We start from the raw sequence: 19,693 nt of genomic DNA, 5'->3' as shown, positions 1-19,693 counted from the left end.
GTTGTTAATGGTTGTAGCTTCCTCGACAATCACGGGGATAAGATTATACACTTTGTATATTCTATTTACATAAAGAAGCCTCTCCTTTGTTCTGATGTTGGATGGATCCGACATTTCAACAAAGATTGGCTTCTTTTTTGATTTCTTTTATGTAAGTAACAGAACCGGTTAACTGCAAACGGAGCAATTCGAATGATTCTGTAGAAGCGTCAGCGTTCGCTTTTGCTCGGGGATTCCAACCTTACCTCGTTAAATCAAAGGAATCCCCGAGCAATGGCGATCGGAAGAACATTCGAATGTGGAGGTTGCTGATTAACCATATTGGACCCGTTTCACTTTGGAGGAAGCAATCCTCTGCGGCGGACCTTTTCCACCGCTTGCTTCCGGCTGGATACGCCAAGCTTCTTCAGCATTTTGTTCACCTGATTTTTGAGTGTGCTTTCCGTCTTGTACAGCTTCTTCTCCATCTGCGGCTGCGTATAACCCTGCTCAATTAACTCGAACACTTCACGTTCAGCTGAGGTCAGCGCTTTGAGCTGTTCTTCCCGCTTCAGCCTCGCGTAATCCTTCAGCAAAGCGTCCATTGCACGAGGATGCTGGTGAGCGCTGCGGATGGCATGGGGCAAATCCTTATAGTTTGTCTTCTCCACATAGTTAACGGCCCCCGCCGTGAAAGCCTGCATGATGATGGATTCATCTTTCATGGAGGTCAACATAATAATCCTCGCAGGATGAATGTCATTCAATTCGATGGCAGTATAGATGCCTTCCTCGTTATAGTCCGTCAATTGGATATCCAGCAGGACCACATCAAACTCCAACTGATCCGCTTTCTCGATCGCTTCATGGGAGGAAGTCGCAGCACCTACAACTTCAAGATCTGGTTCGCTGTTCAGATAAGCCGTCATTGCTTTAATCCAGTCCGGATCATCCTCGACAAGAAAAATTTTAATTACTGTCATCCCTGATCCTCCTGTTACCTGCAAAATGAAAGACAACGGCAGTTCCTTCATTCACCTTGCTGATCACCTCTACAGAACCGCCGCTCTTCTTCATGACGTTATACACGTATGAGAGTCCAAGCCCAAAATTATCTGAACGGTTCTTCGTGCTGAAGAACGGTTCAAATACCCGCTCCAATTGCTGTGAAGGTATCCCTTTGCCATTATCCTGAATCGAGAGCCGGACTTTTTTCTTCACCTGCAGCAATTCAATGATCAGCTTCCCGCCTTCATGCATCGCTTCCACAGCGTTGGTTAATACATTGCTGATAGCTTCCGATAAATGTACGGGGTCACATTTTACAACGGACTCACCATTATAAATGGTTTGAACCTGGATGCCTTTCCTATTGAGCAGCCCCTGATTCAGACGAAGACAATTGTCGACCAGTTGATCGAGTCTAACAGGCTTTTCTATAAGGATTATATCTTTCATCTGGCTGTGAATCCGGTTCACCATGTCCAGCATATGCTCGGATGCGGCTTCAATGATTTCCAGATGCGATAACGTCCCCGTACCAGGCAGTTGAGCGCTCAGCTCTCTCTTTAAGTTATCTGAGCTAATGGCGATTTTGCCTATTTCGTTCTTAATCGAATGATTAAGCTGAACTGCTCCTGAACTGACTGCCTTCATCGTACCTTCGAGCGGATCCTTCTCAAAACGCAGCTTTACGCCAAGTACACCATAAATGAATGTGCAGATGAGTGCGACAGAAAGCGAATAAATAATAAACAATGAGACGTATCGGAAAGCATCGATATCCGGCGACAGAACAGCTGCTACATTAATGAATAAGAGCGCAGCAAGAATGGTTGGCACAATAATAATGGTGGCAATAAACCGGTTTCGACGTTTGCGGCGGTTCGTTTCTTTCCATAGAGAGATAATCAGAAGCAAACATGAGGCAATGTAATAAGGTGCCGCCCAGCCCAGCAGGAATCGGAAATTCACCGTTATCTCTGGCTGTAAGGGAGTGGTCAGCATCATCCATATAGGCAGAAGCAGCAAAGCCAGCTTAAGATACAGTCTGGCCCTGCTGCTCTTCATGAGCTCCGAATACACCAAGCTAAAGATCAGAATGCCATAAGGTGTTAACGTATGGTTAAGCAGCTGCTCGAGATTCGCCAGCTCTTTATAACCTCGGTCAATCAGTACATCTGTTAATCCACCAATCGCAGCTGAGCTTAAGAAAAAGGCCGCCCATCGGTTCATTTCGCCCCGGGGATTATTCGCAAGCACAATGACCGCAGCCGTCAGCAGCGCAAAGAAGTAATAAATCATACTTTAGGAGACGTTAAGTCCTAAATAAGCGAGCAGCAAGGCTGCCGTATTTACGATGGCCTCCGTATGTGTCCGTTCCATCGCATGAGACGCATGTACACCTGGACCGATGAGTGCCGCGCGAATATTACTTCCTCCCCGCAGCGCAGCAGAAGCATCAGAGCCATATTGCGGATATATATCTACTGCATAACGAAGCTGATGCTGCTTGGCAAGTTCAATCAGCCTTGATGTCATCTCATAATCATAGGGTCCGGACGAATCCTTTGCGCAGATGGAGACATCCCTTTCGGTCGTAGACAAATCGTCACCTATTGTGCCCATATCAACCGCAATAAGTTCCGTAACATCCTCAGGCATATACGAATTACCGTGACCAACTTCCTCATACGTTGAAATGATCAGCTTGAGTGTCCGCTCTGGTTGTTTGCCTGTACGCTTCAGCCATTCCAGAAGACCAAATAAAGCCGCGACACTAGCTTTGTCATCGAGATGACGTGATTTCACCCAGCCGTTAAGCAAAATCCGAACTCGAGGATCCCATGATACGACGTCACCTGGGGCAATACCCAGTCGCTCCGTCTCTTCTTTGCTGGAAGTCAGTTCGTCAATCCGGATCTCCATATTGGCTTCTTCACGCTTCCAGTCTCTAGCATCCGGGTAGACATGAACTGAAGTTTTCGTCGATAGGACAGTCCCCTCATATTGTCGTCCATCTCTTGTATGTACAAGACAATACTCTCCTTCGACCGTATGCATGTTATATCCGCCGATTGGTGTAATACGAAGCATACCATTTGGCTTAATCGAACGAACCATAGCGCCAAGGGTATCGACATGGGCGGTGTATGCTATTGCTTCAGTTGATGGTCCGCTTCCGGGAATAGTAATGATGCCATTGCCTTTCGGTGTTCGTTCCATCGTAAAACCAAACTTCTGTGCCTCCTCTTCGAGGCGTTTCATGATGGCCATACAGTAGCCGCTTGGGCTTGGAATCCGAAGCAATTCATCCAGCAGCCCTATGATATATTTCCGATTTAATGTTGCATTTAATTTGGTATCCATCTGAATGTCCTCCTTAACATGAATGATTCATTTTTTAGAATACGCTTTTTCATGAAAAGCGGTTATGTATCGGAATAGCTTTTTACCGCTTCCGTCTCCAAGCCAATCCATTTCTTGATTCAGCTGTATGTACATCGCGCGATATGGCTCAGGCACCCAAATGTAAGGATGCTCATAATCGGTAATGGTGAATCCATTCCGTTCCCAGAACCGGATACGCTGTTCATTCACTGGTGTCCGCTCGGACTCTACCTCAATCAATAGCCCGTCAAGCTGCTTTTCGTTATGAGCCCAATCTGTAATGGCTTCAATAAGCTGAGAACCAATCCCTTCTCCTCTTCTACGCTCAGACACGGCGATATAATCAACGAGCAGGATTCTCCCGCCGCCTGTTAGCCCGGATATCGCCATCGCCTCTACGGTTCCGCCATCTGTCAGAGTATGAAGAAAACAGGTCAATTTCGTAAACATCCCGGTGATAATGGGATCCGGTTTACGGCCTTCCTTCGGGAAGGAACGGTGGTACAACTCCTTGGCAAGCGGCCACAGCTGAGCATCCAGTTGGTCTAAGGTTGTAAACAACATGGTTCTTGCAGTCTCCTTTATCCACATCATCCAGTCCAGCACTCTTCCTCTAGTGTAACATTTCTTCTGCTTATTGACGTTATTTTCAAAATGTACGATAGTAAGTAAATACTTGTTCTCGGCTATATTCCCTTTAGTAAGGAGATTCACCATTCATGGCAAGCATTCTGAAAATAAACGTCAAACGACTAGCACTCGCTGCCCTCGTTGGAATAGGTACGGGCTCGGCATCCGCCTTATTCCTTACCACCCTCGAATGGGCTACTTCAACTTCGCTCTCGCATACTTGGCTCCTATGGCTCTTACCTTTAGGCGGGGCGCTTGTAAGCTGGCTTTATCTTCAATATGGCAAAGACTCTGCAAAAGGAAACAATCTGCTGCTCGATCGCATTTATGGCGGTGAAACGGCAGTCCCGTTTCGGATGGCACCACTCGTCCTCTTCGGGACCATTGTCACGCATCTGTTCAGTGGTTCGGCTGGGCGGGAAGGAACTGCCGTTCAAATGGGCGGCAGCTTGGCAGAGCTGGTAAGCAAAAGATTCGAACTTAGCTCAGCTGAACGGAAGATCATCCTGCTATGCGGTATAAGCAGCGGCTTTGGCTCTGTATTCGGAACACCTGCTGCAGGAGCGATATTTGCCCTAGAAGTAGCTGCTCTTGGCGCTATCTCACTCGAATCGATCCTGCCAATCTTTCTGGCAAGTTATGTTGGCCACTTCACCACTTTAGCTTGGGGTGTTCATCATCATCATTATTCGATTGGCCATGTCCCGGCTCTAAGTGGCATGCTGCTGCTGAAAATAGCTACCGCATCTGTCCTCTTTGGACTAGCTGCTCTCTTATTCGTAACCTTGACGCATCGTCTGAAAGCCTGGTTCACGAAGAAACTGCCTAATCCTATGATGAAAAGCTTTGTTGGCGGCCTAATCGTTATCGTACTTGTCTATATCATCGGATCCCGTGACTACTTAGGACTTGGCTTGCCGCTGTTAGAACACTCCTTCGAGGAGGCATCATCGCCATTTGCCTTCCTGTGGAAAACCATCTTTACTGCACTTACTCTAGGAACGGGCTTCCAGGGCGGTGAAGTTACTCCATTATTCGTTATTGGCTCCACGCTTGGCAGTGCCTTAGCGCAGCTGCTCTCTGTGTCTGTCCCATTGTTAGCCGGAATCGGTCTGATCTCCGTCTTCAGCGGGGCTACTAACACACCACTTGCAAGCTTTATTCTTGGTATAGAGCTATTTGGCCTGCATGATTACGACTGGCTGTACATGCTGATCGGGTGTGCAGTTGGCTACCTCTGTTCCGGTGTTCCAGCCATCTACTCCGCTCAACGTGCAAGACGATACTTCAAAGAATTAATGGACTAATCACCCTTAGGCAAATACCTTCATAGGATGAAGAAGTATGATGACGAAAAGGGGGCATACGGTTCATGAAACGTAAGGCTTCACCCAAAAAAGCTTCAGTCCGTGGCTTCCAACCGGCCCTTCCGTTGCCAGGCGGCGGAGGAGGTCTTCCTTCATTCCCTCCTATGCAGCCCGGTACAATGCCACCATCCGGAGGCGGCGTCCTACCCCAATTACAAGGAATCAATCTGCAAAATATATTAGTCCAGCGTTCACGTCCAGGGGCGTACTTGATTTTACAATCCTATTTGTATTGTGTTAAAAGAAAAACAGCCGTAAACGTATAACGTTCACGGCTGTCCGTATGTTCTCTTATTTGCCGAACCGCTGGCGGTAACCACACTTGCGGCAAAGCTCTTCAACGGCTTCTCTTCTTGAGAAGCCGTCTACCAGATTATTCGCGCGTTCACCTTCAACAATATCGGAGAAATGCTGATCATTAATGTTGCCCAAATTGATGACGCCTTCTCCATCCAGGCAACATGGCACTACTGTCCCGTCGATTAGAATTCCAGCTTGATTGCGAAGCCCGTAACAGAAGCCTTTGCCGTCATCCTCTTTCGCTCTAAGATCCGGCCATTCGAACTCATAGTCCTGATTCAAGTAGACACGATCGGCGATTTTAACACCGCTGCCTGGAACAACCTTCTCTTCGATGAAATAATCGAGTTCAAATTCCTTCTCAATCATTTCTAATATCTCACGATTCCGCTGCTTCTCTGCATTCGTCATATTATCTTGGGATAAATTCCAGAGACGGAATGAAGCGATCATATTTGTCTGATCCATTGCTTCTCGGACGAAGGATAACACACCGCCGATATACCCTTCTTTGTCTGTTGACCCTTCGTGTCCGTCAAAGCTATGAAGGGAGAAATTCATCTGACGCAGGGCTGGCTTCGACAGAAGCTTATGTTTGTTTTTCTGAAGCAGCGTTCCGTTCGTCGTAATATTCACCTTAAACCCATGTTCATGGCTAATATCGAGGAGCTGGTCAATCTTCGGATGAAGCAGCGGTTCGCCCTTCAGATGAAAATATATATAGTCCGTATGCGGTTTAATTTGCTCTAATCGCTTTGTAAAATCTTCTACGCTAATAAAACCTTTTGCACGCTCAGTCGGCGGGCAGAAAGAACAAGATAAATTACAGATACTCGTAATTTCGATATAAAATTTCTTGAATTTCTTCATCCTTCAAAGCTCCATTCTTCACGATGCTGACAGTCTATCCAACATTATACCATCAAAGTCAATCAGGAGGTTGATTGAAATGTTAATGCCAGGTCAAATGTCCATTCAGCAAAAAGCGATGATGCTGATCGGCCGCCCGGTCGGGATCTCTCTTCGCAACGGGCAAGGCATATCCGGCGTCATCTGTTCGGTGCAAGGCGGAGAGGTCTATATCATGCAATATATGTACGCCACGCAGTTCGCTACTTTCCACTATAGCTTTAATGATATCAATGACATCTTGCCTTATCCGGGTTGTTAGGCAAAACAAAAAAAACCGCGGGATTCGCGGTTTTTTGTTTGTTCCATTAACGAATGACTGCGGCAATAATTTTGTTAATAGCAACATAGATCGTTGCTTTAAATAATTTAAGTACAACGATACCATTTTTCACTTTAACAACTTTGCCAACGATCTCTTCACCAGAAACCGTCTTTAAAACAACAACTTTACCGTGAGCCAGTTTGATTGCTTCAACCATGGAATCCCCCCCTATCAACTCTACTACTCTATTAATATGAGGAGGAGAGAATAGGGTTCGGGCTAATCTAAAAAAACAGCGGTAGAGTCGGACCTTCGTCCAATTCTACCACTGATTACTGCAAATCTATTGTTTAATAACTGACTTGTTGATTGCTGCAATTAGATCCGGTGAATATTGGCGGAACAAGCCTAAGCGCCAAAGTGCTGCACCTTTTAACTGATAACGTTTCACCAGACCAAGTTTATCATCGATAGACTGCGGCGTTTCGGCTCTCAGATCGATACCAAGCAGCAGCTTGGATTTAGGCACACCGGCCTTCAAAGCTTGCTGAATCGCATCATTAACCTTGTTATTAGGCTCTGGCACCTGAGGACCAGTACCTGATGGATTATATTTGTATGCCATTAGAATAAGATCATCAGCAATGGAAGCAAGCGTCTTGTAATCATACCCTTGGTACGCGCTGTTAGGCGCATGAACGACAAGCGATAAAGCTGTACCTTGAGGCAAAGCATCCTTCAACTGCTTCGCATAGGCATTCAGAAGCTTCTGCTGCTCAACCTTATCGAGTTGAAAACCTAACCCTTCGAAGTCTAATACGACTCCGCCAAAGCCATAATCGGCGATTGCTTTCGTAATCCCATTGATGGAATTAGTACGCAGCGTCTCGTTACCCATCATTTTCGTTAATTCATTTTGCCCATCAAGCGAATACACCATCAAGTAAGGCTTAATCGATTTGGATGACGTATCACTGACCAGCGACTGAGGCGTAACATCCCCGCTAGGCTCCGGCACGCGATATTCAGAACCCTCAAGCGTGAAATGACCATCCCGGTCAATACGGCTCCAGCCAAATGCAACGGAGTTAGCGGAATCCACCAGATCCCGTTCTGCAAATGACGATAAAGCATAGAAAGTACGAAGATGGACCGCCTTTTGCGGCGATTTAATCGTTACGGTATTGGTCGCCTGACTCCAGCCTACCTGTGCACCAAACTGTGTACTGAAGAAGCTTAATGGAATGAGAACACGATTATTTTTCATCATAGGTGCTGCTGGCAGCTTAACGTTAGTACCGTTAACAACTGCTGTGCCGCTGCCGATTTTCATAGAAAGCTTAATAGCTTGCCCTTGCTTGGTACCTTCTGCTGTAACCGTCTGAGTAGCATCACTCCATACGACCTTCTGAAGACCAAGTGCCTCACCAATCGTGCGGAACGGTACAAATGTAACGCCCTTTACAATGATAGGCGGTGTGTCAAAAGGCAATTCAATATCATCTAATAGAATCGTCGTTTTTGCTGGAACAGTTGAAGCTGTTGTTGCTGTCGCAGCTGCGGCATTGGCCTGGTCTGTCGTCAAATTACTCGTCAGCAAAGCCAGCGCCAGCAGCGCAGCTGCTGATTTGATTCCCCATTGATTCATTCCTTACAAGCCTCCCATGCTCTATCCTTTATCTACCAACAAGTGGAAGTTTAGCATTTGTCTAGTATATCAACTTCTACTAGAGATCACAAATGATAGAATAATGACAGGGGAATGATAGGATAGCTTGTTTTTCATATTGGTTAAAATAGCAACCTGCGCATTCGAATGTTCTTCCGATCGCCATTGCTCGTGAATTCCTTTGAATGAACGAATTAGAGTTGGAATCCCCGAGCAAAAGCGAACGCTTCAAAGCTTTCTGAAAGAAAGCTACTTCGTAAGCATCAACTACGCTTCTCCAGAATCATTCGAATTGCTCGTAGAATTTTAACCACTAAATTAAAAATAATTATCCAATCATTCTAAAAGAGTGAGACTAATAAAAAAGTGGCCAAGCAGGTTTAAGGTTGCTCGGCCACTATACAATTTAATGATTTTAATTAATTAGAATTCTTTACTTATACCGTTAAATTCCGATGCATACCGTAGTAAATACCTTCCTTTTCCATCAATTCATGATGCGAACCCTGCTCTGCTATGGTTCCCTTGTCGATGACAAGAATGGTATCAGCATTCTGAATTGTTGACAGCCTATGCGCAATAATGAAGCTTGTGCGCCCCTCCATCATTTGCAGCATGGCTGCCTGAATCCGAAGCTCCGTACGGGTATCAATACTGCTTGTTGCTTCATCGAGAATGAGGATAGACGGCTCTGCTAGGATCGCTCTTGCGATGGCGAGAAGTTGACGCTGTCCTTGGCTAAGATTCCCCCCATTTTCCGTCAGTGGAGTATCGTATTGCTGCGACAGGCGGCGAATGAAACCATCTGCTCCCGCCGTGCGAGCTGCCCTTCTGACTTCCTCATCTGTAGCATCTGGCTTACCGTACTTCAAATTCTCTTTCACCGTACCGGAAAATAAATACGTATCCTGCAGCACGATTCCGAAGCTCCGGCGAAGACTATCTCTCGTATAATCCCGGATATCACGGCCATCAATCAAGATACGTCCACCCGTTACATCATAGAAACGACTTAGCATGTTGATAACCGTCGTTTTCCCCGCTCCTGTTGGACCTACGAGTGCTGTGCTGCTGCCAGCCTCTGCTTTGAAGCTGATCCCTTTTAGAATTTGTACATCGCTGCGATAACCAAACTGAACGTTATCAAAGACAACTTCACCCTTCGGATTGGTCAACTCAACTGCATGAGGACGATCTTCAACCTCTTCTTTCTCATCCAATACTTCAAATACCCGTTCAGCCCCTGCGATACCTGACTGCAAAACGTTAAAAGTATTCGCCAGATCCATCATAGGACGGACAAATTGACGGGAATAGCTGAGGAAGCTGGCAATAACGCCAACCGTAATCAACCCTTTTACAGCCAACACGCCACCTACGATTGCTACCGCCGCAAACCCGATATTATTGATAACACTGAGCAGCGGCATCATAAAGCCCGACCAGATTTGAGCCTTTGTGCTTACTTTGCACAGCTCATCATTATCCTTGCGGAAATCAGCAATAGAAGGCTCCTCATAGTTAAATGCTTTTACGACCTGAAAGCCCGTAATGGTCTCTTCAATTTGACCATTCAGCCTGCCAAGCTGAGCTTGCTGGTTCTTGAACAACGCACTCGTACGCTTCGTAATCGTCTTCGCGAGTAAAAATACGAGGGGCACAGTAATCAGGCTGGCAAGCGTCAGCAGCGGACTAAGCACAAGCATCATAATGAGTGAGCCAAGTAAGGCGATGGATCCGCTCATAAGCTGCGCAGCTGTCTGTGAGACGGAAGTACTGACGTTATCGATGTCATTGGACAGCCTGCTCATCAGTTCCCCATGCCTTCGAGTGTCAAAATAGACTAGCGGCAGACGCTGCAGCTTCTGGAATAAGGTTCGGCGAAGCCGACTGACAATCCGCTGGGAGATGCCTGCCATCATCCATCCCTGTAGGAAGGACAAGGATGCATCGGCCATATAAGCAGCTGCCAATGCGATTAGAACGATATGCAGCAGTTTGAAATCAACAGCGTTATTTCCACCTACCATTGCATTAACCGCTACACCAATCAAATATGGACCTAACAGCATAATGGCCGAATCAATAAGGATGAAACCAAATACGATACCCAGCTGTTTGCGTTCGCCGCTTAGATAACCCCATAGCCGAAACAAGGTTCCTTTGAAATTTTTCGGTTTTTGCTTAGGGCCTCCGCGTCCTCCGAAACCAGGACCACCTGGCCCGCCTGGCCGGCCAGCCATCGGCGGGACGTTTACTTCCTGACGAGCTGCTCCACCATTTCCCGCTACATTTGAATTAGGCTGAGGCATGATTGTCCACCTCCTTGCCGATTTGAGAACGATAAATTTCTTGATATACATGACAGGTTTGTAGAAGACTATCATGGCTTCCCATGCCTACAATCTCCCCGTCATCCATAACAAGGATGGTGTTAGCATCCTTTACAGAGGAGATCCGCTGAGCGATTAATAGACAAGTGACATCTTTGGCATATTCATTAATGGCACGTTTGATGGAGGCCTCTGTTGCGCTGTCCAATGCACTTGTACAATCGTCCAGAATGAGAATCTCAGGCTTTCGTATAAGGGCCCTCGCTATCGAGATCCTCTGTTTCTGCCCGCCTGAAAAGTTTACGCCGCCTTGACCGATCAGCGTGTGGTACTGCTCCGGCAATTCAGAAATAAAAGAATGAGCAGAAGCCATTTTGGCCGCTTCAACTACCTCATCTACGGAAGCATCTTGTTTCCCAATTCGGAGATTATCGATGACCGGTCCGGTGAACAAAATGGACTTTTGCGGTACGATCCCGATCTTCTCCCTAAGTTCATGCGTGTCCAGATCGCGAATGTTAACGCCGTTTATTTTCACAGAGCCTTCGGTAACATCATAGAAACGAGGAATCAAGTTCACCAGTGTGCTTTTGCCTGAACCCGTTGAACCGATGATGGCTAAAGTCTCACCAGACTGGCAGGTAAAACTAATGGATTTGAGAACAGGCTCTCCATCCGGCCCTTCATAAGAAAAGCTGACATTGTCAAATTCAATAGCTCCCCTACCCTGTAGAGACTGCACTGGTGTTGGCGTAGAATGACTTTCCATTGTGTTGACTTCAGCAAGCACCTCGACGATACGGCCCGTCGAAGCCTTTGCCCGTACAAACATGTTGAAGATCATCGTCATCGTCGTTAGAGAGAATAAGATCTGTGTCATATAGTTGACGAACGCGATAATATGCCCCACCTGCGTATGGCCGCTATTGACTCGAATGCCTCCCAGCCAGATGACCGCGACAATTCCGATATTCATCGTCAGCGTTACGCCTGGGCTGAACACTGCCATCACCCGTTGTGCGGAAATCGCACGGGATTCATATTGTTTGTTAATGCCATTAAACTTTTCGACTTCCAGATCAAACCGATTAAACGCTTTGACCACTCTTACGCCTGACAAATATTCGCGCATCACACCATTAAGCCGATCAAGCGCATTTTGTACCTTAAGAAATAATGGCAGTCCAACCTTCATATTCAGCACAATCATTAATCCGACAATTGGAATAACAATCATGAGAACAATGGACAAATAAGGATTTAAGCGGAAGGCCATAATAAAGCCCCCGATACAGAGCATAGGCGCTTTGACGAAGATACGCATCATGCCGTTGACGAAGTTCTGCACTTGCGTCACATCATTCGTCAGTCTTGTTACGAGTGAAGCGCGATCATAACGGTCCACACTCTCAAAGCTGAGTCCTTGTATTTTCTCGAATAAATCCTGACGCAGCTCCGCACCAAAACGCTGAGACACGATGCTTGAAACGATATTGCGGCCTGAGGCCGCAAGCGCGCCCCCAAGCGTTATGAGCAGCATCCAGCCGCCAAATCGCAGTACCGTATCCATCTGCTTGTTCGCTACGCCTTCGTCCACGATATGGGACATCATAGTCGGCTGCAGCAAATCCCCCAGCGCTTCGATGCTGACCAGCAATACGGAAACGATGAACAGCAGTCCGTATTTTTTGACATATTTCATCATATGCCGCAAGTGAAGATCCCCTTTCCTCTGACTAGCTCGACTGCTTCTATTTCAATTGGCTTTGCCATAAGACCAGCGATTTTTTATCACTTTCCGCTCCTATTTCCTTCAGCAGCGAACCTTCTTGGGTTAGTGTAACGGCTTCGCCGTTCCATTGTTCAACCACAATCTTAGTGAGATGCTGTCTGTGCAGCAGGGTCTTAAAGATGAACTTCAACTCATCTGCAGCAGGAAGGGCGTCCGAATCGTACGGCTGGATAGAATGGATTCGTTTCCCGTTGTTTTCAATCCAGTATAACCACTGATCCCCACGAATAATAAGAAAATGTCCCGGCTTGCGTGCAAACGTACAGCCCTGACGCTCCGGCCATTCCATCATGAGGCCAAACGGATTTGCTGGATCGACGGCTGATAGCAAAGTAAGTGCAGTATTGCTGCTTGCACCCGCAGGAAGCGGCTTACGAATGGCATCGGCCATATCCGGTGTTGTGAACTGCATCGTGACCGCTCCTTCGATAAATAAGCCGCGTGTCAGTGTCCCCCACTCCTCAAGTCTGCGAAGTACGGGCTGCAGGCGATCCCAGCTGTATGGAGTAACTGATGAAGCAAGCTCCTTGGTCACGATTCCGTACGTATCCAGCAAGTGGCGAATCCAATACATTTCCGGAGGATCCGAATTGTGATTCCCGGGAGCAGTAACCTCTTGCAGCGGCAAATCTTCGATCAAGCTTGCAGCCCGATACCATCTTCCTAGACCTGAGCCTGTTTTTGCCCAATCCTTGCCTTTCTTCAAGGTTAACAATCGAAGCGGCGCGAATTGGTCATTGGATGCCTGACCCTCCCAAGCTAGATCAAGCAAGCTTGATAACAATTCTGTAGGAAGCTGACCTGTTTCCCTTGCAAGGCGTGTCAGGAAGCTGGCCCCGCTGCGCTGCAGCATGTCCAGCAGCTCGGGATGTGAAGACGTTTTTTCTTTACTTTCTGCCAAATAGGGTTCATAGATCGAACGGCTGCCTGTAAGGAAGAAAGCGACCTTCCCTTCCTTCTCCTCCGGCTGCTTTTTGCCAAGCCACAACACCTCACCTGTTGCGCAGAGCAAATCCAATTCTTCCTTCCTATAGTCCGCAACACGAGAAGGGAAAATAATCGACTCCCAATGAGATAACGGCAAATAAATCCCCTGAAGCCGCTCGATCACAAGCCTTAGTCCCTCGCTGCCATGAAGCTGAGCACCCTGCAAAGCATGTTGACGAAGGGCAATCTGAACGCACCATCTTATAGGCGATGCAGGCTGCACCTGCTTGCGGGCTTCGCCAATGGACAAGCGGATCATACGCTCCGCTGCGCGGCGGCTCGACCAGATTCGCTCCTCAGGAGAAGCGGCGAATGGCGCCTGCTCCAAGCTGCCTTCTTCTCGCAGCTTATCGACAAGCCTTCTCGACTCAGCAAGTGTCAGCTTGGGATATCGTTCACACAGCTCTACTTCGGTGAATGAGATACGATTGTCCGCAAAGCGGCGAATAATAAACGCCGAAGCCTCATCAGAAGCAGGGAAGCTCGCATAGATCCCCTGCTCATCCCGGCAAATCCACCGCTGCTCTTCCAGAGGCATATCCTCAGAGGGCAAGTAGCTTGTAAGTTCACCATCCCGCTGCAACTGCTCTGCCCATTGCAAAGCTTCTGATCCAGCCAGCTGAATAAGCTCATCCGCAGCCAAATCACCACGTCGTTTCAGGAGGCTCACGACATCTCCAGCTTCGCGCACCTCAAGCTCCGGCTCCGACAGTCTTTGCCGTTCTGCTTCCAGCACTTGCTGAGGAATAGCGTTACGCACCGCCTCTTCACCGAACAATCGGCCAGCCAGATCCTTGCTTACATTCATAAGCTGCATCTGAATGGCGGGATCAAGCCCATCGCCTTCATAGATCCGCATATTTACATAATCAGCAAGAAACTGCGTTGCCATCGGCGAAGGATATTCTGTCTCTTTTACAACAACTTCAATCTCACCATTTTGAATAGAAGTTAATAGCGAGCGAAGATCCTCAAGCGACAAATAATCATGAAGACATTCCTTCATCGCTTCCGTCAAATAAGGAAAATGCTCAGCATAAGGAAGTGCTTCGCGAAGCAGCTCCTCGCTGCGCAGCCTTTTCTGCCAAAGCGGCGTCCTTCCGAAGCTGCGTGATAACAGCAATGAAGTCTCTGCTATATGCCGGAAAGCAATGGCTAGTAGCGGTGACCCGGTAATCGCTTCGGTCAGCAGTCCCTCTACGTTGGAAGGAGTAACCTGCCAGATCGTCTGCAGCCAGGAGGAATCCCATTCGGGCAGGACGAACTCGATGCCGTTATCCTTCGCATTGCCGTACAGCCGGTATGGAAGAAGCAGCTCGAATTGCCGTTCGATAGCGAGTAGCCACGTTCGATTAAGTCTCCTGCCAAACGGATTATGCATAATAACATGGGTCTGGTTCATGAGATCCCGGTAAGTCTCGATCACAATCCGCTTATCTGTAGGCAGATCACAGAAAGCTTGCTGTGAACGAATAAGCGATAAGAGCTGCTCACCTGTATAGTCATCCATCTGGTAGTTCTCGGTGATCCAAGCCAGAAGCTTATCATCTTCACCTTCAAGTAGTCGCCGCTCTATCTCAGCAATAAACGCTCCAACCTTCTTCCCTAGGGAGTAGGAGCGTCCAAGTCCTTCATTACGCCAAAACGGTATCTCGCTAAAGCGATTGCCCGCCTCAGACACATACACGCGATCCTTATCAATCCGGCGAATCATCCAGCCGTTCATGCCTAGCTGGAACACATCACCCACTCGGCTTTCCTGGACGAACTCTTCATCGAGCTCCCCAAGATGGACGCGGCTGTCCACATGATGTACCGGATAAGCCGAGCTGGAGGGTATCGTTCCTGCGCCAGTCAGGGCGCCGATCATCGTATTCTTCCGCTTCACGAGCGTATCCGTATCGCGGTTCCAATCCAGCCGCGGCCGGGCAAACGGGTAAAAGCCCGCCAGCACCTGGAGCATACCGCGCAGCCGCCCGATCGGGAAGCCGCGGTAGCTGTCACTGCGGGCGATCAGCTGATGCAGATCGCCTACAGTGATGTCCTCCGCAGCGACGATAGAGATCGTCTGCTGCGATAGGACATCAAGCCGATCCCTTGGGATCCGGATCGGCTCAATGTCACGCTCGGCAATTTGCTTGCCGAGCACAGCCATTTCCGGCAGCACGCCACGCTGCCGGGCAACAAGGGCGCCGCGGCTGGCACTGCCGACCGCATGCCCAGCCCTGCCGATCCGTTGAATACCGGATGCGGCTTCAATCGGCGAATCGAGCTGGATGACCAGCTCGATATGCCCAACATCGATGCCAAGTTCCAGCGAGGAGGTGGCCACGATGCAGCGAAGCTCGCCAGCCTTCAGCATCCGCTCAACTTCCAGCCTGCGCTCCTTCGCTATGCTGCCATGATGGGACCTCGCCATCTCATAGCCGGCATGGTCGTTCAGCCGAAGGCATAGTCGTTCACACAGGCGGCGGCTGTTGACGAAGATAATGACCGAACGGCAATCGGTCATCAGCGCAAAGAGCCTGTCCAGAATCGGCAGCCAGACCGCATCACGAGTCTGCATGGGCTGCGATTGATCAGGCATCGTTAATGTGACTTCAAGTTTTTTAACCATATGGCTTTCCACAATCGTCACAGGACGCGGATGGTACCCAAGCGGATGACGGAACAGCTCTAAGTCTCCTTGTTCAGCTGATTGCTCCTCCACGTCGGCAGGCGCTTCCTGCCAGCCTCCTAGAAACCGGGCTACCCGTTCCAATGGCTTTTGCGTAGCCGATACGCCGATCCGTTGTATACGCCGCCCGCACCATAACTCCAGCCGTTCCAGAGATAAAGAAAGATGAGATCCTCTTTTATCTGCTGCCAGATCATGAATCTCATCAATAATAGCGAAGGAGACTGTCTTCAGCATCTGCCTTCCCTTCTCGGAGGTCAGCAGAATATAAAGCGACTCCGGCGTCGTGACCAGAATATCCGGCGGCTTCCGATACATAGTGGATCGAACTGAACTAGTCGTATCCCCTGTCCTGACCCCGCTGCGAAGACCTGGCCAGCTGCTATCCGATGAAGCCGCATGCTTGTCGATCTGCTCGATAAAGGCAACCAGATGATCGTGAATATCGTTGTTTAATGCTTTCAGTGGCGTTATATAAATAAGCCGAACGCCGGCCTCATGCTTCTGTGCTTTAATTCGTGCAATCGCATCAAGGCATGGAAGGACAGCCGCCAATGTTTTGCCCGACCCCGTTGGAGCGGCAATCAGCGTGTTTTCGCCTGCTGCAATCGCTTTCCATGCTTGTTTTTGCACATCGGTCGGATCCCCAAATTTAGCTCCGAACCATTCCGCAAGCGATGGATGAAAGGAAGATAATGGCGAGCTTTGCACGTTTCTCAGCTCCATCCGAGTAGTGTCGAATACATTTCTTTTACCTCCTTATTATACCAGCACAGCTTAGCCAGCGCCAAAACGAAAAACAGCGCACCGAAACCCCCTTAAGAAGGGAATCTCCATGCGCTTGCTTGCTTTGATAAGATACAAAATGTATCATAATTATATAACATTATTTACAAGAACGGGATGTGTTGGAATGTCTGTCATCCATCGGCTGCCGATGCGTGCCATGCTCATGTGGCTCTTCTTTTTCAGCCTTACCGACGCTGTCTTTACCGATATTGGTATTCGATTAAATCTCATTACCGAGATGAATCCATTCGTTTCTTGGCTTTATGATTGGCATTATGCTGCTTATTATGGCATTAAGCTGATCCTGCCGCTTCTCTTTCTCCTGCTCTTTCCCCAATTAAAAAGCCGTCAATGGATGCATTTCTCGGCAGTCATTCTATTCCTGCTGTACTTATTCGTGAATTTGTATCATTTGTTATGGGTCACACTAGCCCTCATTCAAGCCCATTAAGGGTGGAACGCTCGCCAGAAATCGCCCCGCTCATCGATGATGCTCTTAATCTCTTCGAACGGTATCTTAAACGTCGGGAATCCCGCAGCGTAAGGGCCAATATCATAGGGCTGAAAATACAAATGCAGCGCATCCTGCGTAACAAAGAACGGCTGATCCGGCTTTATCCCCTTGTACGTATCCGGGAACACATAGTCATACTGTGGATCTGTCTTAATTTGTTCGCCTACATTATCACTAAGCACTTTTACATAATTACTGCCCGGCTTGAACAAGTCCTTCAAAGCATACATCGCACCATTCGAGACATTAATATGTGAATACACCTGAGTTGGCATGCCATGCGCTGCCCCGGCAGGATAATTGTAACCTGTCATCTCGATTTCAAGCAGGTTCTTCTTGAAGAAGGTAACATCAAAATCTCCCGAATACGTATAACCAAGCTGCTCATCTCCTGAAATCGGCTTCACTTGGGACAGCACTTTAAGTGTTTCGTTCACCCGCTCCTGCGCGGCATGATCGGGAATTCCTTCAACTGCCGGATAATATACGACATAATCCTTGTTTGGTTTATACTTATGCTCCCTCACGTAATAAGGAAGACGAAGCGGAATAACCGTATTAGGTTCCCATACGATGCGTCCATTACGGCTCGCATATTTGATACGTTGGTCAATATTGACCTGTATGAGATCATCCTCCAGCTTCAGCGTGCCGCTTCCCTCAAATTGCGGATAGCCAGGAGCTGGGTTCCCGCTTGTATTAATGAAGAAGGTTGTTTTACCGTTACTGGCGGAAGCGAGTCCTCTCTTGTATTCCATCACATTCGTATAAATAAACTCAGTCAGCCGCTTGCCGTCCGCATCAAATATCGCATATATGGAACCGAGGAACGGCTGAGCTTGATCGATCGCTTTGCCAACCGCATAACGCTGCTGGCCTAAGGCTTGGATATCGTTGTAGATCGTTTGAATAACGACATTACCTCTCGTATCAATCAGGCCGTATTCCGAGCCAAAATCAGCCGCGTTATTCACAATCGCACGCCCGTTCTGGAACGGAAAAGCAGTCGAGTATGCTGGTTGAATTCGTACGTTCCCCTTCTCATTGATATAACCGTATTTCCCGTTAGCTTCCTGCTGGAAAGGCAATAATCCATCTCCAAGCACTCCAACGAATGGAAAATGATACTCCGCTTCAGTCGACCCGTCATGACGAATCAAGGCATAATGATTATCCTTTATCTTCACGATAGCCTTGCGGTTAGCAAAATCGCTGGCATCCTCATAACGAAGTGGAATCACTTCTTTACCAGAACGGTCAACATAACCGTACATCGTTTTCCCATCCGCCTGCTGGTTGTTGACCATCGCTCTGCCGTCATGTATATCAGCCATATAGGAGTAATCTTTGCTCGTAAGGATATCACCTGAATCATTCATTAGTCGATAATGGCCCTTCTCGTCGATCACAACTGCTCTTCCTTCCGAAAAAGGAGCTATATAGCTGTATTTCGGCCTTACAAAATACGCCCCAGTCGTATTAATTAACCCGCTTCCATTGTCCGCTCGTACGATTGCGAGCCCATTTGTCTGGAAATCCTCCGCATAATCGAAACGAGCAGGAATGACCATCGTCCCAATCCCGTTAATGTATCCCCATCTTGTTCCGCTAGTTGTCTTCTCCGATCCCGGATATAGCGATATTGCCCTTGTCTCCAGCTCTTGGTCGTCAGGCACCACATTACGGAAACCAAACGGACTCCATTCATAGACGGCTCTTTTTGTCTGCTCTTCGCCAGTACGCCAATTAATAATTAGATTATTAACCATCCGGGTTGTTACGGGAGCTGCCGTCAGCTCTGCAACGCTATAACCTTCCCCTTTTGCCGCTGCTGCAATCATCCAACCGATATGACGGTATTGCAAAATGTGAACATAAAGCTCGTCTTCCCAGCGATATACGACCGTAAGCTCTGGAACACCATCCCCGCTCAAATCCTGCGGATAGATGGCATATTCATTCGAAGGATGATCCATCATGACAAGCTCCGCACCTTGAGGCAGCGAAGATTGTGCCAATCGAATAATCTGATCGTTTATCCAGTCCATTCGCGTTAAGTCCCCTTTCCCAGTGCTCTACATCAACTCACTAT

Annotated in this window: 14 protein-coding genes; 3 read left to right on the top strand and 11 right to left on the bottom strand. The window is 48.0% G+C overall.

What is annotated here, in order from left to right:
* Window positions 1-332: 332 nt before the first annotated feature.
* The 4 genes from AB4Y93_RS00385 to AB4Y93_RS00370 are packed head-to-tail and all read right to left on the bottom strand — an operon-like array spanning window position 333 to window position 3,933.
* The gene (locus tag AB4Y93_RS00385; protein ID WP_441888054.1) at window positions 333-962 is read right to left on the bottom strand and encodes a response regulator transcription factor; all 630 of its coding nucleotides are present in this window, start codon (window positions 960-962) and stop codon (window positions 333-335) included.
* Window positions 949-2,283 (bottom strand): sensor histidine kinase, encoded by a 1,335-nt coding sequence (locus tag AB4Y93_RS00380; protein ID WP_441888053.1) that lies wholly within the window; start codon window positions 2,281-2,283, stop codon window positions 949-951. The genes AB4Y93_RS00385 and AB4Y93_RS00380 overlap by 14 nt, the downstream gene beginning before the upstream one ends.
* A 3-nt stretch (window positions 2,284-2,286) precedes the next feature.
* Window positions 2,287-3,348 carry a M42 family metallopeptidase gene (locus AB4Y93_RS00375; protein ID WP_441888052.1) on the bottom strand — a complete coding sequence of 354 codons (1,062 nt, stop codon included), beginning with the start codon at window positions 3,346-3,348 and terminating at the stop codon, window positions 2,287-2,289.
* A 27-nt stretch (window positions 3,349-3,375) separates the two neighbouring features.
* Window positions 3,376-3,933 carry a GNAT family N-acetyltransferase gene (locus AB4Y93_RS00370; protein ID WP_441888051.1) on the bottom strand — a complete coding sequence of 186 codons (558 nt, stop codon included), beginning with the start codon at window positions 3,931-3,933 and terminating at the stop codon, window positions 3,376-3,378.
* A 155-nt stretch (window positions 3,934-4,088) separates the two neighbouring features.
* Between AB4Y93_RS00370 and AB4Y93_RS00365 the strand changes: the two genes are divergently transcribed.
* Window positions 4,089-5,306, top strand: a complete 1,218-nt coding sequence (locus AB4Y93_RS00365) for a chloride channel protein (RefSeq protein ID WP_441888050.1) — start codon at window positions 4,089-4,091, stop codon at window positions 5,304-5,306.
* Window positions 5,307-5,657: 351 nt separating this feature from the next.
* Here AB4Y93_RS00365 and AB4Y93_RS00360 read toward each other — a convergent pair whose 3' ends face one another.
* Window positions 5,658-6,536 (bottom strand): radical SAM/SPASM domain-containing protein, encoded by an 879-nt coding sequence (locus AB4Y93_RS00360; RefSeq protein ID WP_441888049.1) that lies wholly within the window; start codon window positions 6,534-6,536, stop codon window positions 5,658-5,660.
* Window positions 6,537-6,633: 97 nt separating this feature from the next.
* On the opposite strand from AB4Y93_RS00360, the gene AB4Y93_RS00355 reads away from it, so the two are divergent.
* The gene (locus tag AB4Y93_RS00355) at window positions 6,634-6,837 is read left to right on the top strand and encodes a hypothetical protein (RefSeq protein ID WP_441889197.1); all 204 of its coding nucleotides are present in this window, start codon (window positions 6,634-6,636) and stop codon (window positions 6,835-6,837) included.
* Between the two features lie 46 nt (window positions 6,838-6,883).
* Here AB4Y93_RS00355 and AB4Y93_RS00350 read toward each other — a convergent pair whose 3' ends face one another.
* The 5 genes from AB4Y93_RS00350 to AB4Y93_RS00330 all read right to left on the bottom strand — a co-directional run bounded on the left by AB4Y93_RS00350 (window position 6,884) and on the right by AB4Y93_RS00330 (window position 17,009).
* Window positions 6,884-7,057, bottom strand: coding sequence for a DUF2642 domain-containing protein (locus AB4Y93_RS00350; RefSeq protein WP_167274066.1), 174 nt, complete (start codon window positions 7,055-7,057; stop codon window positions 6,884-6,886).
* A 126-nt stretch (window positions 7,058-7,183) separates the two neighbouring features.
* On the bottom strand, window positions 7,184-8,488 hold the full coding sequence (locus AB4Y93_RS00345) for a stalk domain-containing protein (RefSeq protein WP_441888048.1): 1,305 nt from the start codon (window positions 8,486-8,488) through the stop codon (window positions 7,184-7,186).
* A gap of 458 nt (window positions 8,489-8,946) precedes the next feature.
* Window positions 8,947-10,821 (bottom strand): ABC transporter ATP-binding protein, encoded by a 1,875-nt coding sequence (locus AB4Y93_RS00340; RefSeq protein ID WP_441888047.1) that lies wholly within the window; start codon window positions 10,819-10,821, stop codon window positions 8,947-8,949.
* Window positions 10,808-12,556, bottom strand: coding sequence for an ABC transporter ATP-binding protein (locus AB4Y93_RS00335; RefSeq protein WP_441888046.1), 1,749 nt, complete (start codon window positions 12,554-12,556; stop codon window positions 10,808-10,810). Before AB4Y93_RS00335 ends, AB4Y93_RS00340 begins: the two co-directional genes overlap by 14 nt.
* A gap of 37 nt (window positions 12,557-12,593) precedes the next feature.
* Complete coding sequence (locus AB4Y93_RS00330; protein ID WP_441888045.1) at window positions 12,594-17,009, bottom strand: DEAD/DEAH box helicase; 4,416 nt, start codon at window positions 17,007-17,009, stop codon at window positions 12,594-12,596.
* A 202-nt stretch (window positions 17,010-17,211) separates the two neighbouring features.
* On the opposite strand from AB4Y93_RS00330, the gene AB4Y93_RS00325 reads away from it, so the two are divergent.
* Window positions 17,212-17,538 carry a DUF5658 family protein gene (locus AB4Y93_RS00325; RefSeq protein ID WP_441888044.1) on the top strand — a complete coding sequence of 109 codons (327 nt, stop codon included), beginning with the start codon at window positions 17,212-17,214 and terminating at the stop codon, window positions 17,536-17,538.
* On the opposite strand, the gene AB4Y93_RS00320 is transcribed toward AB4Y93_RS00325, so the two are convergent.
* Window positions 17,535-19,649 (bottom strand): WG repeat-containing protein, encoded by a 2,115-nt coding sequence (locus AB4Y93_RS00320; protein ID WP_441888043.1) that lies wholly within the window; start codon window positions 19,647-19,649, stop codon window positions 17,535-17,537. The genes AB4Y93_RS00325 and AB4Y93_RS00320 overlap by 4 nt on opposite strands.
* Window positions 19,650-19,693: the final 44 nt, after the last annotated feature.

The sequence above is a fragment of the Paenibacillus sp. YAF4_2 genome (genome assembly GCF_052113225.1).
Classification (GTDB): domain Bacteria; phylum Bacillota; class Bacilli; order Paenibacillales; family Paenibacillaceae; genus Pristimantibacillus.
The sequence above is the reverse complement of the archived record's forward strand: the minus strand, read 5'-3'. Positions and strand labels throughout refer to the sequence as shown.